We start from the raw sequence: 17,050 nt of genomic DNA on the forward strand, positions 1-17,050 counted from the left end.
AAGAAAATGTCTGATTTGAAAATTGCACGCGTTGAACTTTATGCAGTAGCTGACCGTCTGGCAGCACCGATCCCATGGGCGGACAACCAGGAGCCACTGCTGTACACCAACAATATCGTACGTTTGATCTGTAACGACGGTACCGAAGGTGCAGGTGCAACCATCAGCTACACCGAAAACGATTTCGACCGCTGCATCATCGAATCTCAGCGCACTATCGTGCCTGGCCTGCTGGGTAAGAACCCACTGGCAACTCAGGAACTGTACGACTGGCTGATGGCTCGTTGTACCTGGGGCGGTCTGCCAGCCAAGTCGCCAATCGATATCGCTGCATGGGATATCAAGGGTAAGAAAGCCGGTATGCCTCTGTACATGTTGCTGGGCGGCGCGCGCAGCAAGATGCTGTCTTACGCTTCTACCCCTATGTTCGACACAGTGGAAGAGTACTTCCCCTACATCGACGACTGCATTGAGCACGGTTTCACTGCCATTAAACTGCACTGCTACTGCGTATACGACAAAGACGTTGCACTGGTTGATGCGGTTCAGGCTCGCTACGGTAAAACCGGCATCCGCTTTATGCTGGATACTGCGACCTTCTACACCCCAGAGCAGGCAATGAAGATGGCCAAGCGTCTGGAAAGCTACGACTGGGAATGGTTGGAAGCACCGGTTTCTGACTACGACTACAACACTTACAAGCGTCTGACTGCTAAGACTGACCTGGAAATCTCCAGCCACGGTAACTGTCTGCTGACGCTGCAGGAAGTGACTTACGCTCTGTCTCAGGGCATGTGGTCCGACGTACGTCAGGATGCCACTGTATGTGGTGGTATTACTCCACTGAACAAGTGCTTCCACATTGCTGAAGGCTTCTCCAAGAACCTGGAAATCCAGGCAATGGGTTACACCCTGACTCAGGCTGCCAACCTGCACGTGGCACTGGCTCACAACAACTGCAAGTACTTCGAGCAGTTCTACCCATACGAAGACTTCGAACTGGGTGCTATCAACACCATCCGCACTGACAAGGAAGGTTTTGTCCACGCTCCAGCCGGAAATGGTCTGGGTATTGAAATGGACTGGGACAAAGTGAAGGAAATGTCTGTCGCCTCTTACGTATTTGAATAAAAGCAAATACTCAAGATATCGGCAGTGACCTGAGAACCGCTGCCTTTATCTGATGACGACAAACACGCCGACATGGCTGTCGGCAAAAAATTGATATGAAGACAGCAACAGACTGATCTCTGCCTACAGCGCCTCCTCAGGGGTTCCGGAAGTCAACGAACCGGAACCCCTGCAGGAAGGTCGCGGCGAGCTGGCCTGATTGACTGCTTCATATCCTTCTGATGATAAGAAAGAAGTAGCCATCACAATGAAACTAAACACATCCGGCATTGACCTGAAACTCACCCTGGGCAGTTTCAGCCTGGTCCTGTTCCTGGGCATCCTCGCAGTATTTTTCCCCGCTGAAGTCAAAAGCACCATGGGCACTATGCTCGACTTCACCGTAATCAACCTTGGCACCGGCTTCCTGTGGTACATCGTATTTGCCACGATTGCTTTGTTGTATCTGGCATTCTCCAAATACGGTGATATCCGTATGGGTGACTGCAAACCAAAGTTCACCAAATTCCAGCTGTTCGCCATGGCACTGTCTGCCGGTATGGGCGCCAGCACCATGTACTGGGGTTTCATTGAAGCGGTTTACTACTTCATGGATCCACAGTTCGGTATCGACGATAAGCACATGGCCATGGAATACGCGACTGCGTACAACATGTTCCACTGGGGTGCCGCAGGTTGGTTCTCTTACCTGATCGTAGCCGTGCCTTTCGCTGTGGTGTTCTACCTCAAGCGCAGCAAGTCTCTGAGCCTGTCTGGCGTGGTAAACAGCCTGTGTAACGATGCTCTGCCTGTTTGGGCCCAGAAAGCTATCGACCTGCTGTTCATCATTACCACTCTGGCTGCCACTGCCCTGACCCTGGGTCTGGGTATCCCGATGATCTCTTCCAACATCGCCAGCCTGACCGGTATTCCGGATACCCTGATGCTGGGTGTGGGCGTGATTTTGGGTCTGGCCGTGATCTTCTCCCTGAGCTCTTACATAGGTATTGAAAAAGGGATGGCAGCTCTGTCCAGCGCCACCATCTATATCTGTGCCGGTTTCATTGGTCTGATCTTTATCATCGGTCCATCTGCACTGATGATTAACAACCTGTCCAACGGTATCGGTATCATGCTGAGCGACTACATCCGTATGAGCACCAGCACAGATCCATTCGGTTCTACCCTGTTCCCTCAGTACTGGACTGTATTCTTCCTGGCTAACTGGATCTCTTACTCTCCTGGTATCGGCGTGTTCATCACCAAGATTGCTCAGGGCCAGAAACTGCGCGACCTGATCCTGGTACTGGTTATCGGTGGTACTCTGGGCTCAGCCGTTATCTTCGGTATTTGCGGTACCTTCACCATGGATCTGGTTAACAACGGTGTGGTTGACGGCGTTAAGCTGATTAACGAAGGCAAGCCAGCGGCGCTGGTGGCAGAAGTATTCGGTTCGACTTCTATCCCGATGATCCTGACTGCTATCTACCTGATCACCATGATTCTGTTCACTGTAACGACTCTGGATGGTACTTCTTACTCTCTGGCGGGTATCGCAACCAAGCAGCTGGATGACGAAGCCAACGTATCACCAATGTTCCGTCTGTTCTGGTGTATGCTGCTGACTGCACTGCCAATCATCTTCCTGGTGATTGAAGCTGACCTGAACATTATGAAGTCGTTCCCTGTGCTGATTGTGACTCTGATTATCCCAATCTTCTTCGTGGCTGCAGTGAAGACCCTGCAGTACCTGAAGAACAACTACAACAGCATCATGGCTCACCAAAATGAGCAGGACAAAATCCTCGGTATTGCTGACGAGCAGTCCGTCGATAACGCCGCCAAAGCCTGATAACGTTTTGCGCTAACAAACTGAAATCAGATTGACGGTGACAGTTACCGCCCTATGGCGTAATTGATTTCACACCCCGCAAACGGACCTCTTCTCAGAGAGGTCCGTTTTTTTATATCTGGAACTAATTGATTTCACACGCCATACCCACAGGCCAAAGCAGATACCTTCTCAGAAGCATCTGCTTTTTTCATATTGAAGCGAATTGATTTCCCCAAAAAGTCCACAATCCAATGGGCCGTTTCTCTGTCCATACGGACACTCAACTGGGCGCAGTGATCCAAGACCGATTCCTGTCACAGTCAGCCTGCCAGGTGCTTATAAAGCCCGCTCAAAACAAGATTCGTCCCCAACAGCCCACAACCAAAATCAGCCACACCTAATACCGGCCACACACTGCATGATATAGATCACAAAAGCGGTGTTTTTAATGCAAAACAGCACAGTGACCACCTCCACAAAACAAGCAACCACGAGACATTGATCACCACCAGGCATGCTACTCCCTCTGGTTTCAGCGCCCGACAAAAAACCAATTAACTCATTGTTTTAAATTAACTTAATTTCACGACCACCAGCAATAACTCAAGAGCACAATGCTGTGCATCACATTTTTGTTTGTGCAAATTGCCAATTCCTTAAATACCGATATATTAGCCACCACTCGACTGATATATTAGATGAATATCAGCCTTGAATGTAACCATATAAAAAACAACTAAATAAGCATTACATTAAGCAATGCGAGCAATATTCGCGTCGGGCAGCAGGAAGCACACCTGACAGCGGGGATTCAATAAAATGAAATTCAATAATCTCGACCACAAGCTGTTCTGGCCCGCCATCAGCTTTACCTTCCTGGCGCTGGCCATGGCTGTGTTCTTCCCGGAAGGCTCCAAAGATGTCGCCCACGCGGGTATGAAATGGATCACCAATGATTTGGGCTGGTTCCTGCAGTTGGCAGGTTTCGGCGCTTTGGTGTTCCTGCTGTGGATTGCCCTGAGCCGCTTCGGCAGCATCAAGCTGGGGGCTGACGACGACAAGCCTGAGTTCTCTTACTCTTCCTACGCCTTTATGATCTTTACTGCAGGTGTTGGCGCGGCCCTGATTTTCTGGGCCGTAGGCGAGCCTATGTACTACATGCAAAGCCCGCCGATGTTTGCCGAGGCCGGCAGCCCTGAAGCCTCCCAGTGGTTGATCACCTATACCCTGTTCCATTGGGGTCCTATCGGTTGGGCAATTTTCTGTTTGCCTGCAGTACCTTACGCTTACTACCTGCACAAAAAGAAAAAGCGTAACCTGCGTCTGTCCAATCTGCTGGAAGACGTAATCGGCAAGAAAAATGCCGACGGCCCAATTGGCTATGCGATCAACATTATCGCTATCTTCGGCACCCTGGGCGCCTTCTCTACCTCTATGGGTCTGGCGGTTGACCTGATTGGTTCAGGCATTGAGAAAGTCACCGGCCTGCCAAACGATATCTGGCTACAGGTTGGCCTGATTGTACTTTTTATCGTGTTTTATGCCGTGGTCATGCTGGCTGGTATGAAGAAAGGTGTAGCCAAACTGGCAGACTGGTGTGTGTATGCAGCATTCGCTCTGGGTATCTTTATCCTGCTGGTTGGCCCGACTGCCTTTATCTTCTCTTACTTCTTCGACAGCCTGGGCGTGATGCTGAACGACTTTATCCGCATCAGCTTCTGGTCTGATCCAGTAGAAAAATCCGGCTTCCCACAAGCCTGGACCATGTACTACTGGGCCTGGTATTTCGCATACCTGGTGATGATGGGTATCTTCCTGGCGCGTATCTCCAAAGGCCGCACCATTAAAGAACTGGTACTGACCACCATCTTCTTCGGCTCTGCCGGTTGTGCCTTCTTTATCGCGATTTTCGGCTCTTACTCTGTTCACAGCGAACTGTTCGGCGTACTGCCGGTGCTGGAGTGGATGAACGAAGCCGGTGTATCCATGGCGGTAATCGAAGTGATCAACGCCCTGCCATTTGGCGCAGGCATCCTGATTATCTTCCTGGTGGTTGAGTTCTTCCTGATGTCTACCACCATGACTTCAGCGGCGGTATCTATCTCCATGATGACCACCAAAGAACTGGATGCTGATGCCGATCCGGACGTGTCTGTGCGTATGATTTGGGCCATGGGTATTGGTGCTGTGTCTATGGCCGCCTTCTTCATGGGTGGCAGCATCGACACCATCAAGTCCATGTGTATCATCGTTGGCCTGCCAATGATCATGCTGAACATTCTGATGGTGGTCTGTCTGATGAAGTGGATCCGTCAGGATCACCCTGAGCTGATGAAAAATGCTGTTGTAGCACCTGCTGCTAAAGCGACCCCAGAATCGGCTCAAGCTGTAAATAACTCCGCTGTTGCATCTGAGGTTTAATAAGCATGCGCGCAAATATTGCTTCCGTTGAATTCATCCCGGTTGAAGTGGCTGCCACTAACTGGAGTGAAAACACCTGTATCGTTAAGGTGACTGACAAAAATGGTCTTTATGGTCTGGGCGAGGCCGATGGCCCACCAGAGGTGATGAAGGCCTTCGCCGAAATTGAGAATGAACACAAGTGGCTGAACAACATCACTGAAGCTGTGATTGGTCATGACCCTCTGGAGTTCCGTGCCAACTACCAGCGCATGTACGATACCACCAAGTGGATCGGCATGCGTGGTCTGGGTATGTTCGCCATCTCAGGTATCGATATGGCCCTGTACGATCTGGCAGGGAAGCAATTGGGCGTGCCCGCTTACAAGCTGATGGGCGGCAAGCAGAAGAAGGCGCTGACGCCTTACTTCACTCTGTATCCTTCGCTGCCAGCCGGTGCGACCCTGGCCCAAATTGTTGAAGCCTATAAGCCGCTGATCGCCAAAGCCAAAGAGAACGGCGCCAAGGCCATCAAGGTATGCATCATCCCGAATGACAATGTCACTGATAAAGAAATCGTGGCTTACCTGCGTGAGCTGCGCGAAATTATCGGCTGGGATATGGACATGATGGTTGACTGTCTGTACCGCTGGACCGACTGGCAGAAGGCTCGCTGGACTTTCCGTCAGCTGGAAGATATCGATCTGTACTTTATCGAAGCGGCGCTGCAGCACGATGACCTGGAAGGCCATCGCAAACTGGCAGCCGCCATCAACACTCGCCTGTGTGGTGCTGAGATGTCCACTACTCGCTTCGAAGCACAGGAGTGGTTGGAAAAGACAGGTATCAGTGTCGTGCAGTCTGACTACAATCGCTGTGGCGGTATCACTGAACTGATCCGTATTATGGATATCTGTGAGCACCACAATGCCCAGTTGATGCCACACAACTGGAAAACCGGCATCACGGCTGCTGCCGCCCGTCATCTGGGTATCTGTCTGGGGATTTCTGAGTATGTTGAATACCTGCACCCGGATTTCTGGAACGGTACCCTGACTCAGAACCTGACCCTGAATGAGCCACCGATTATCGATGGCACCATTGAAGTCAGCGACAAGCCTGGCCTGGGAATCGAGCTGAATTTTGAGTTTGTAGAGAAGGCCACGGGTCGTAAGTTCTGATCTGTTAACCTGACCAACAGCAAACAGGCACCCAAGGGTGCCTGTTTTATTACCGCTCAAGTAATCAATAGAAAGACACAGTCTTCATACCCAGAATTTCCACCAGGGTGTCGTGGGAGCGTGGAGGTCATCTGAACGTTGAATCTTCTGTAGCCGCTCCTGATCATCAAAGATAAGCGCCAGCCCGACATCGTCTTTCACGGCATTGATACGGTCACCCAGCTTACTCAGTGCGTACCCCTGGCTTTCCAGAAAAGGCAAAATCATCTCTTTGTGGCCGAAGGGATAGTCCTGAATGGCTTCCCCTATCACCAACATAATACGCTCCACTGAAGCCGTCTCTATGTCCGCAGGCAATCCCCGCAACAACAAGTACAATGCACCATGTTCGTGAGTGGCAACAAAATAGCAAAGGTCGCCAGTCATGGATGCGCAGACCATAGCAATATGATGAGGTTTAATGTATTCAAGTGAGAACCTGGGTGTTGTCAGAAATTCCATGCCATGTTCTTCACCACTGGCTTTGATAGCTTCAGCTTTAGTGAGGTCGGCGGGACTCAACCCCAAACTGCTGTTTGCCCAGCTCCATACCCAGGTATTACTTTGAAATGACTCACTACCAAGCACATCAAAGCTGAAGCTGGCGCCATTGGCGAAAGACAACTTGCCCTGCTCCAGATTGATACTCCAGGCGCTATTTTCAGTAAACTCCTGCAGCGCGTATTGATTGGCCAACATACGACAAACATTAAACTTCAAAATGGACTCGAACATTCCCTTTCTCACATTTTCCTGTTTACTGCAGCAAGCTACGGCTCCCAAGATGAATGTAAGCTGAAAGGGTTCGCAAGGATGGGGTGAAGCAATCACACCTCATAGAGAAGGGTGACTCATTATGAGTAAATTAACCCAAAAGCTGGATTGTCGCGGTAGCAAGGAATCAACACTATGGGTGGTCGATACAGCACAAGGATCAAACTCATGCTCAAACAATGGATTTTGGCGGCTGACCGCATGCAGCGATCCAGTCAGTGACCAGATTGAGTCATGGCTCAAAACCAGACCCGAATTCACCCAGTACGGTTACAAAATCAAAGGGGTTGATGGCCGCGAAGGCTTCTACTACGCCGCGATTCAGCTCAGCCCAGAAGAAGTCACCTCCTACAAAACACTCTATGCCCTGGCTAAGGCCTCCAATGATTATTAGACTCACAGTCAGGCTCTGGAAGCCAATATCAGCAAAAACGTCAAACATCTGTGTCCGCCTAAAGCAGCTCACAGCCCTGAAGGGAAAGCGTTCTGGCAGCAGATGGGAGAGATTAGCTTCTTTAATATCCATCCATCGCTTCCCGACCAATTCCCCAATTTCGGCGGAGCTGAGTGCACCAGAGAGTAAATGCGTTTTATTGATAAAAACAAAAACGCCCTTTTGCTTACGCAAAAGGGCGTCTCAATAACCTGGGATACTAATTACTCGGCGGCTTTCAGCTTATCGCCAAAATACTCCAGCGCCACCACAATACCTATACCAGCGAGCAAACACACAACCGCCAGCGCCAGTTGAGAAGGCTGCCCCATCACATGCTCGTAGTTCCATGGCAGCAGGTTCTGCTCAGCCAAAGGCACCTGTTCACCCTTGGAGTTAGTGCGCCAGGTCAGTACCTCTTTCCAGGGCCAAATCTTACCCAGAGTACCCAGCATCAAACCGGTCAAAAACACCAAAGTCGCATCATGGAAGTTACGCAGCAAGGCAGACAGCACATGGCTGAAGGTCAACAGGCCGATAATCGCACCCACGGCAAAGGTGGCAATAATGGTCATATCAAAAGCCTTAACCGCGCCAATCACAGGGCCGTACAGGCCAAGCAGCAACAGAATAAAGCTGCCAGAAATGCCTGGCAGGATCATGGCGCAAATGGCAATGGCGCCACCAAACAGGATATTCAGCAGTGATGGTTCAACCGATACCGGATTCAGAATGGTAATCACATAAGCCACAGCCACGCCGGCGACAAACCATCCCAGACGACCAAGGGTAAAACCTTTCACCTGCTTGAGCATATGCACCACAGAGATAAGGATCAGGCCAAAGAAGAAGGACCATACGGGGATTGGGTGGTGCTCCAGCAGATAAGTGATCAGCTTGGCCAGACTCACAATACTGGTCAGGATACCGGCGAACAGACACACCAGAAACGGGCCGTTGATATGCATAAAGGCGGCTTTGATGCCCTCTTTACGAATCCCCCCCCAAAGGCTTGGATTAATGCGGCGAATGCTGTCCAGCAAGGTATCCAGAATGCCGGTAATAAAGGCAATGGTGCCACCGGATACACCGGGAACCACGTCGGCGGCTCCCATAGCCAGGCCTTTAAAATAAGTAAGCAGGTACTTCACAGTTAGTCCTTATAAAAATATCTGTGCTTATGCGCAGGCGGATTATACCCAGCTGATGTCGAAGAAACATCTACGGATAATGTCTCGCCCCTTGCCTTGGAGAAAAAATCACTGATAGACTCATCCGACCAGATCATTTTTATAACACTGGCACTTCGACAGCCAGTACCAGCCAAAAGGACGCCGGCATGACCAAGAAGAATAAAACCCTCGCCCTTTACCATAAGCTGCAGCGCTGGCCCATGGGCAACAAGCTGTTCTCTCTGGCCATTTGCCGTATGGCGCCCTACTTCGGCAGTGTCAGCCCCTTGATTACCGACCTGCGTCCCCACCGCTGTGAATGCATCATCAAGAAGCGTCGCAAGGTAGAAAACCACATCCGTACCATGCATGTCATTGCCATCTGTAACGGACTGGAGATCGCCATGGGAGCAATGGCTGAAGCATCAATTCCCGCCCATCTGCGCTGGATCCCCAAAGGTATGACGCTGGACTACACTGCCAAGGCCGGAAGCGATATCCGTTGTGTCGCAGAAGTCTCCCCTGAAGCCTGGCAGCCTGGAGATATGGATGTAACTGTCACCGCCTATGACAGCAATGATGTGGTAGTGGTGAAAGGCAGTATCAAATTGTGGATCTCTGAGAAGAAGCCTAAATAACGCCACCAGCAGCGTTACACTGTAACCGGTAAAACAGCTAAACTGGCCTGCATATCAATCGCTTAATGCAGGCCTTTATTTTGCAACCCCTGATTATCCAACTGGGCGCCCCCAACAATGCCGATGGCAGCCTACCAGCAATTGCCAGCTCCCGCTGCCACGCCACCTTCAGCACCCGGCAGCAATATGCTGATGCCCATATTCTGTGCACCGGTGGCTTTGGCAGCCATTTCAATCAGACAGATAACCCCCATTGGCACTGGTCGCAAACAGAGTTACAGCGTTTGGGTGTACCACGGAGAGCTTTACTGCCGGGCATAGACAGCCGTTTCACCTTTGAAGATGCCAGCCTGACACTCAGCTGGTTGTCCACTCAAGAGAAGTTTACGTCTGACAACACTCAACTGTTGATTGTCACATCTGACTTCCACCAGCCCAGAGTTAAACTGATCTTCGATGCTCTATTTGATGGTTGGCACAAGCATTACATTTCAGCGCCAACACCTGTGCCGGAAACTGAATACCAGAGACTGCATACCCATGAACTCAGCGTGATGAACAGGGAACGGGACAATATCGCCCGCTATTTTCAACAGCGCACCTGATACTGCCCGACTCAGGTTTATCTGAAACGGTAGGCGTAGGACAGAGCGACAAAGTCCAATCCCGGATTGGGACTGTCCAGCCCGGCATTGGAATAATGAAAGTACCTCAGTGTCACACTGTGCTCATCCCGCGACCCAAACCTTGTCAGCAAGCCTAATCTATCCTCAAACTGATAGTGAGTGCTGACATCCTTACCCGCAAATGTAGTGTCATCCAGCAGTGCAATACCTATCCCCAACTCAGCCAGTACCTCCTGCTCGCCAAGGGTAAACAGTGGGTATTGAATGACAGGGGAAAGACTCAGCACTAAATTTGAGTCGTAACGATTATTGGCACCGAACTCCCAGAAGTTGGCACTGGTTTCAAAGTAGAGGTGCAAATGCTCAGACAGGCGTGATAACCAATCGGTGTGATATTGGGCAGCCAGCTTAACGCCCTGAACATCTCCTTCTCCCTGAATATAGTCAAGCGACACGCCTAACCCAGCAGCCTTCAGCGGAAAAGACAGGATAAGAATAAGCATCAGAACAATGACTTTTACGGGTTTCATTTCAGCTACCTCCCAAATCATGGAAACGGCAAACCAGAGACCTGCAACATCAGAGTGCAGATCTGTTTACCTTCCCGGGAGAGCGAAGCCTACGCTTCAAAACAACATTAGAAAATTAGATTAAATTGGAGGTATTGTTCGAACTATCCGAATGAAAACGTTATTTCAATCACTTACCTAATCCCCGTGAGAACCAGGTAAAGCTTGTATCAAAGGCTCTTCAGTGACTTAGTCTGATTAGCAATGGCTTTTTGCGCCTGACGGCAGGCATCTTTATTCACTGTCATAACACTCACTAAACGTTCACCCTCTGAGTCTATCGTCAGACTGCACTGAGCACCACGCTGCCATTTGATTGCAGCATAGTCGGCAATAACTTGTCTCTGCTGACCTTCCGGGTAAACGTAGTCCAGCGTCAAGGCCCCAGACTCTGGCACTGTCACCCGGTAAAAGGTATCCATATGTGTCCCATATCCGGTCCACACCAGAAACAGGGGAAACAGCGCCGAGATAAAAGCCGCCTTGGGTACCGAAGCTGTACCTCCCCTTTTATTATTGATAACACGCCCGGCAATATAGGTGACAACAAAAGCCGTAACCGCTAGCCATACCATCAGCTTAAACTTGCCAATGGCTATGCCCGGTTCCAACAACAGAATTTCCGTTTCCATCAATCTTCCTTTTGATAGCTTAGGCCCACTAGGCGGCACACCTTACGTCGCGATTAAAGCGTGTCTATCTCGAGCAAAATTCAACCATTAAAGGTCTACAGACCCTAGGCTAAGGCACACCATGCCCTTTGGAGGCAATCCACACTCTGTACCACTGCTCGCGGGTCATCTGCAATTGCAACGCCCCAACAGCATCTTTCACTCTGGCGATATTGCCACTCCCCAGTATTGGTCTGGGTCGGGACGGCAACATACGGATCCAAGCAAACACCACCTGCTCGACGGAGTCAGCACTTAACTCCTCAGCGATGGCCTGCAACTCGGCTCTCAAACGGTTTGCCTTGTCGCTGCTGTCTGTCAGTAACTGTCCTCCTGCCAAACAGGACCAGGCCATAGGACGTATTCTGAGTTGCTGACACAAATCCAAAGTACCATCTTCTGTCACGGCGAAATTAAAGGGATTAATCTCAACCTGATTCGTCGCCAACGGCTCATCCAGTCGTGACTGCAGCAAAGAGAATTGAGAAGAGGTAAAGTTCGACACACCAAAATGACTCACCTTTCCTGCACTTTTCAGCAGACTGAAGGCCCCGGCTATCTCATCGGCATCCATCAGAAAATCAGGTCGGTGGATCAGCAGCAGATCAATCCGCTCCAATCCCATGCGGGTGAGAGAGTCATCAACAGATTTAAGAATATGATCGCGCCCAGAGTCATAGTGATTAACCTGACATCCGGGGCCATTATCAGACACCAGCTTAATGCCACACTTGGTAATAATCTGCAGCTGTTGCCTTATGGAGGGCTTGAGTTTCAGCGCCTCCCCCAGCAAGGTCTCGCTGGTGTAACCACCATAAATATCAGCCTGGTCGATAGAGCTGATCCCCAACTCCAGGTGCTGCTCAATAAAGCTGAGTCGCTGCTGTGGCGTCATCTGCCATTGTGCCAAACGCCAGTATCCCTGAATAAACTCCGACAGAGCTAATGGCTCATCTCCGACTGACTTATCCTGCTCCATGCTTCTTCCCTGTAGTCGTTAGTGAACGGCAGTCTATCGGGGCACGAGCCGGGATTCAACCAACAAAAAAGCACCTGGGTTCAGGTGCTTTTGGGTGCGAACATTGACAGCTCACATTAAGCCGGCTGCTGCTCGTCCGGTTTAACCACTACCGGGATCTGCTGCTCTTCAGTTTTATCAAACAACAACTTAAAGGTCATGATGCCAATAACCAGGGCCTTGATGATCATCATCTGGGTATTACCGTAGTAGGCCGCCATCCCGACAAAGCCTGACATCAACATCAGAATGCGATAATTGCGCAGAGTCGTCATATAAAGTGCCAGCAGTATGATACCCAGATCGGCAAACTGCAGCGCTACCGTCAGCGTTGGCTGAGCCAGAAAGTTGGTTACCGCAACCCAGGAGATATAACCAATCCCAGCAGCCATCACAGCGCCCAAAGCCAGAATCACGTTTTTGGATACTGAAGTGAAATCCTTGGCATAGCGATAGGTATTCAATGATGCGACCGACAGGTTAAGGATAACCTTGGGCCACCATCCCATCAGAAAAGACCAAAGTACATCGTTGGCCGCAGAGCCAAAGGCGGCATAGCGGGTGAATTTCATCGAGTTGAAAATGGTCAGGGAAATATAAAAAGCGACTGAGGTCCAGCCGAGGATTTCAGTGAATAGTTCGAGCGTCATTCAGAGGTCTCTTGCTTGTTGACAGCGCAGGGAATGTGTTTCGCCTTGCTTTGTAATTATCGATTCCGGCGGCTGAACAAGTGCCCAAGGTAAACAAATTGTTTCCAGAAAGTTCAACTACTTAACCAACCGTCCGCAACACAATCCTTCGCGTCAGCCGGATAATAAGGCGAGTTTGGCTGGCTTTTCAATCACTGTTATCAACGAATAGACAGAGTGCACAAGATTTACTCTTGGAGGTAAAATTCTCACCAGATTCAATATTGCTATCAGAGTATCTTTACGCCCTGAACGCCCCGCTCAGATACAAAAAATTTCACAATTTAGATACTGTTCGAAACAACCCTACCAATAGAATCTTGCTTCATAAAACTACGCTCAAACAAAGCAAACCTCCATCGAGCGAACACACAGCAATATCTCAACCTTTCCAGACCCACCCCAAACAAAAACAATCAATTGCATTCACGCAACAACAAATACACAATTCGCACAAACATTAAAAACATGCGACATAAGGAATTTGTCAAACGTGGTTAAACCTTCATTCAAACTTGCCGTTTTGCCTCTCGCAATCATGACTTTGACAGGTTGTCTGGACAGCAACGAATCTCCAGAAGTCAGCTCCAATGCCCCCCAAACGATAGACGAGAGAACCAATACAACCCTGAGTGTAAATGCCCAGGACTCTGATGGTGGTATTGTGAAATATACCTGGGTGCAAACCGCTGGGCCGGATATCTCCTTCATTCAGGACAGCGCCAGCATCAGCTTTGAGGTGCCGGAAGTCACAGCGACCACCCTGCTCAGCTTTGATGTCACGGTAGAGGACAACGATGGTGCAACGGCCTCTACAGAAGTCTCCACCAACATACAGCACATCAATCGTCTCCCCACCGCCGACGACCTTAGCTTTGAGGTGGAGTTCAACAACAGTCTGCAATTTGACCTTGTCGCTACCGACCCGGATGGCGACGAGTTATCCGGCGCATTGGCAGTAGAAGCCAGCAATGGTCAGATTGAAGCTATAGATGGTCAGCCATTGAGCTTTACCTATCTAACCAATAAAGACGCAATCGACAGTGAAACTCTGGTCTTTACCATCACTGATCAGGAAGATGAAATTCAGATCAATGTAGATATTAAGATCATTGATACTTCTGCCCCGGTAATCACTGGTGTCAGCCCTGCAGACAAGGCCACAAGAGTTGCGCTCACCCCGGCAATCACTCTCACGTTTGATGACATAATGCAGGCCCCACAAACTGCAAGCTCCCAGACATGTGCAGGCGGTATTCAACTGTCTGCGGATAACTTTGCTTCCTGCATCGAAGCGGAGCTCACCTCCGCCGATAACAAAACCTGGACTCTGACTCCCAAAACCAGCCTGATGGCCGATACTGACTATCAGCTTAAGACCACTGGCGCCGTCAGTAACTTTCATGGCACAGCCATGGACACAGACAGCATCACTACCTTTACGACTGAAGCGGTAGACCTAATCATCACCGAAGTTTCAGCTTCGAAATATGGCAGTGATAACCGCTGGATAGAGTTATACAACGGTACCAACCGCTCAGTCAGCCTGGCGGACTATGCAGTAAAAGCTGAAACCTTTGACCTGGATGCCTGGGCAGAATCCGGCGTTCAAACCTTTTCCCTGTCAGACAAAACCCTGGCGCCCGGTGAATATATGGTCATTCAGGGGCGATTTGGTAACGGTTACTGGCAATCCAATGTTGCCGACTCAGAGCAACTTATCCTAATTGGCGAGGCGTCAGACAATGTTCGTCCCCTTTGGTATGAGTCCGGGTTCGTTGAACTCTTAACTGCCAATGGCAATCAAACTGTCGACTTTGTCCGCTTCGGTGAAAGCACTGATGAGCCAACATCAGCAGGTTTTTGGACTGATGGCAGCGCCCCTGTGTTGGAAACCCAACTGGGCATGAGTATTGTCAGAGACCAAAGTGTCCGGGATTCCGACTCAGGAAACGACTGGAGTACAGCCTTCTATATGACTCCCGGCGGTATCAATGACGTCAGTAGCTGTCGCGACGACCTTGATGAAGATGGAATACCCGATTGTGCAGAACAGCCGGGAACTACCTTTGCCGGCCTGCCACTTTATGACTGGGGAGCTCGGGAAAATGTAAAAGATATCTTCATCGAAGTGGATTACATGGAGAGTGATGATCCCGGAATCACCCCTCACCAACGCTCCCTGGAAAGAGTTCAGGAAGTGTTTGAAGCCCGTGGCTATCAAGTACACTTTGACGTAGGTGACCTCTACGATCAGGCCGATGGAATCTCACCGGCCAATATGGATCTGGGCGGCGGTAATCAGGTGCCTTTCTATCAGCAAACTCTGTTCACCTCCTCTGCAGAAGCTCCAAGCATTGGCGACCATAAGGTGCAGCATTCAGATTTACGCCGTAAACCTATCTTCCACTATATGTTGATGGCCAACAGTCAACAGGTTGACGGTGCAGCAGGCTCTTCCGGCTATGCAGAGATATATGGTAATGACTTCTTCATCAGTATGGGCAACTGGGGATTCTCACTGGAGACTGAAGCCAGTCGCAATACAGTTATCAACATGCAGGCTTCCACCATACTGCATGAACTTGGTCATAACCTGGGTCTGTACCACGGTGGCGAAGATGGATTTAACAACAAGCCCAACTATCTGAGCAGCATGAACTATCTCTACCAGCTGCAAGGATTACCCAGCATAGGTAACCGAGAAGGCGATCGATACTACCGCCGCTTCTTCTACGACAATCTTAACTGTAACCAAGCAGAAAATACTCTGGTCAATGGTTTCGATGTCGCACCAGAAGAGTTTGCCATGGACTACTCCGACGGCCTTAGCATGACTCTCAACGAAAACACGCTCGATGAAACTCAGGGCTTTGGCCATACAGAATCAGGCTCTGTGGATTTCAATTGCGATGGCTCTTACGACAACCTCGTTGGCCCCATGGATATTAATGGTGATGGCAGTATTGACGAGTTGAGAGACTACAACGAGTGGGCGATCTTGGATCTGCAGTTTAATCGAACCTGGAGTGGCAACGTCGGTGGCAATGAGCAACGTCAACGCCCCCGCCAGGAGACCAATGTGATGAATTCCGACCAACAGGAAACCATTAGTGAGCCGGCACCAAGCCAGGTCTTGCTCGACAAAATAAGAGGACTCAACCATGACTAAGAGTTTCACTGCACTGCTAATGATGACTGCACTGGCAGGCTGTCAGTCAACGACAGAAACCACCCAACACTGGCAACTGACTCAGGGAGAGCTTGCCTATGCGGGTCAGACCATTGATTGGAGCTCAGACTCGCTGCATAGCTGCAACGACTGCAGCATAGAAACGGATAAGGGCTACCACCCATCCGGTCCAACTGTCAGTCATAAGCTGCTGCAGGGGAATGAATGGCGTGCTGTTAAAGTTGAGCAATTTAAAAACTGGGTGACAGTTCCTCACCAGCAAGCCCCAGTCAAACTCCCTCTTTCCCATAACAAGGATGGCAGTCTGATGCTGCGTAAGCCTAATGGTGAAATGCAGCACCTGAACCTACATCAGTCCAACACGCTGCAACTGGATGGTCAGGAGTTTGCGCTCTGGCTGGATGGTTACAATCCTGCCAGCCGCAACTGGCGATATGACAATGAGCATGATGCCCCGGCCATTAAGTACACGCTACTGGCTTTGTAAGCCCTGCTTTATCTCTTGGATACAGTAAATATAAAAACCGGCTCCGGCCGGTTTTTCTCATTCCACTTCGGCAAAACGAAAATTTAATCAAATTGTCGAAACCTTGGCCAAACCTGATTCGACAACATTCCCTGTCACAGCAGATGAAAAAATCAGCATGAGATAGCAAAAACCACTCTCTCAACCGACAATTCAGAAAAACATAACCGATTGATT

Annotated in this window: 15 protein-coding genes; 9 read left to right on the forward strand and 6 right to left on the reverse strand. The window is 49.9% G+C overall.

The annotated features are described in order from the left end of the window. Positions 1-6: 6 nt before the first annotated feature. From L2725_RS19185 to L2725_RS19200, 4 genes are all read left to right on the forward strand, one after another. Complete coding sequence (locus tag L2725_RS19185) at positions 7-1,131, forward strand: mandelate racemase/muconate lactonizing enzyme family protein (protein WP_249250431.1); 1,125 nt, start codon at positions 7-9, stop codon at positions 1,129-1,131. Between the two features lie 247 nt (positions 1,132-1,378). Next, entirely contained in the window at positions 1,379-2,962 is a 1,584-nt protein-coding gene (locus L2725_RS19190; RefSeq protein ID WP_249250432.1) for a BCCT family transporter, read from the forward strand. A gap of 801 nt (positions 2,963-3,763) precedes the next feature. After that, positions 3,764-5,365 (forward strand): BCCT family transporter, encoded by a 1,602-nt coding sequence (locus L2725_RS19195; RefSeq protein WP_249250433.1) that lies wholly within the window; start codon positions 3,764-3,766, stop codon positions 5,363-5,365. A 5-nt stretch (positions 5,366-5,370) separates the two neighbouring features. After that, on the forward strand, positions 5,371-6,525 hold the full coding sequence (locus L2725_RS19200; protein ID WP_249250435.1) for a mandelate racemase/muconate lactonizing enzyme family protein: 1,155 nt from the start codon (positions 5,371-5,373) through the stop codon (positions 6,523-6,525). Positions 6,526-6,609: 84 nt separating this feature from the next. On the opposite strand, the gene L2725_RS19205 is transcribed toward L2725_RS19200, so the two are convergent. Then, positions 6,610-7,299, reverse strand: a complete 690-nt coding sequence (locus tag L2725_RS19205; RefSeq protein ID WP_249250436.1) for a DUF6882 domain-containing protein — start codon at positions 7,297-7,299, stop codon at positions 6,610-6,612. 121 nt (positions 7,300-7,420) lie between these two features. On the opposite strand from L2725_RS19205, the gene L2725_RS19210 reads away from it, so the two are divergent. Further along, a complete protein-coding gene (locus L2725_RS19210) occupies positions 7,421-7,732 on the forward strand; it encodes a hypothetical protein (RefSeq protein WP_249250438.1) in 312 nt (103 codons plus the stop codon). Positions 7,733-7,995: 263 nt separating this feature from the next. Here L2725_RS19210 and L2725_RS19215 read toward each other — a convergent pair whose 3' ends face one another. Continuing rightward, complete coding sequence (locus tag L2725_RS19215) at positions 7,996-8,922, reverse strand: polyprenyl-phosphate transporter (protein ID WP_249250439.1); 927 nt, start codon at positions 8,920-8,922, stop codon at positions 7,996-7,998. A 188-nt stretch (positions 8,923-9,110) separates the two neighbouring features. On the opposite strand from L2725_RS19215, the gene L2725_RS19220 reads away from it, so the two are divergent. Continuing rightward, entirely contained in the window at positions 9,111-9,581 is a 471-nt protein-coding gene (locus tag L2725_RS19220; protein WP_249250440.1) for a hotdog fold domain-containing protein, read from the forward strand. 65 nt (positions 9,582-9,646) lie between these two features. Then, positions 9,647-10,186, forward strand: coding sequence for a YdcF family protein (locus L2725_RS19225; RefSeq protein WP_249250441.1), 540 nt, complete (start codon positions 9,647-9,649; stop codon positions 10,184-10,186). Positions 10,187-10,203: 17 nt separating this feature from the next. Here L2725_RS19225 and L2725_RS19230 read toward each other — a convergent pair whose 3' ends face one another. From L2725_RS19230 to L2725_RS19245, 4 genes are all read right to left on the reverse strand, one after another. After that, complete coding sequence (locus L2725_RS19230; protein ID WP_249250442.1) at positions 10,204-10,737, reverse strand: acyloxyacyl hydrolase; 534 nt, start codon at positions 10,735-10,737, stop codon at positions 10,204-10,206. Positions 10,738-10,946: 209 nt separating this feature from the next. Beyond that, positions 10,947-11,408, reverse strand: coding sequence for a hypothetical protein (locus tag L2725_RS19235; protein ID WP_249250443.1), 462 nt, complete (start codon positions 11,406-11,408; stop codon positions 10,947-10,949). 109 nt (positions 11,409-11,517) lie between these two features. Further along, a complete protein-coding gene (locus L2725_RS19240; protein ID WP_249250444.1) occupies positions 11,518-12,426 on the reverse strand; it encodes an aldo/keto reductase in 909 nt (302 codons plus the stop codon). A 116-nt stretch (positions 12,427-12,542) separates the two neighbouring features. Continuing rightward, entirely contained in the window at positions 12,543-13,115 is a 573-nt protein-coding gene (locus L2725_RS19245; RefSeq protein WP_249250445.1) for a phosphopyruvate hydratase, read from the reverse strand. Between the two features lie 577 nt (positions 13,116-13,692). On the opposite strand from L2725_RS19245, the gene L2725_RS19250 reads away from it, so the two are divergent. Next, positions 13,693-16,326, forward strand: coding sequence for an Ig-like domain-containing protein (locus L2725_RS19250; RefSeq protein WP_249250447.1), 2,634 nt, complete (start codon positions 13,693-13,695; stop codon positions 16,324-16,326). After that, the gene (locus tag L2725_RS19255; RefSeq protein WP_249250449.1) at positions 16,319-16,834 is read left to right on the forward strand and encodes a hypothetical protein; all 516 of its coding nucleotides are present in this window, start codon (positions 16,319-16,321) and stop codon (positions 16,832-16,834) included. The genes L2725_RS19250 and L2725_RS19255 overlap by 8 nt, the downstream gene beginning before the upstream one ends. The last annotated feature ends 216 nt before the right edge of the window (positions 16,835-17,050 follow it).

It is taken from the genome of Shewanella corallii (genome assembly GCF_023349125.1).
In the GTDB taxonomy this organism is placed as follows: Bacteria; Pseudomonadota; Gammaproteobacteria; order Enterobacterales; family Shewanellaceae; genus Shewanella; species Shewanella corallii.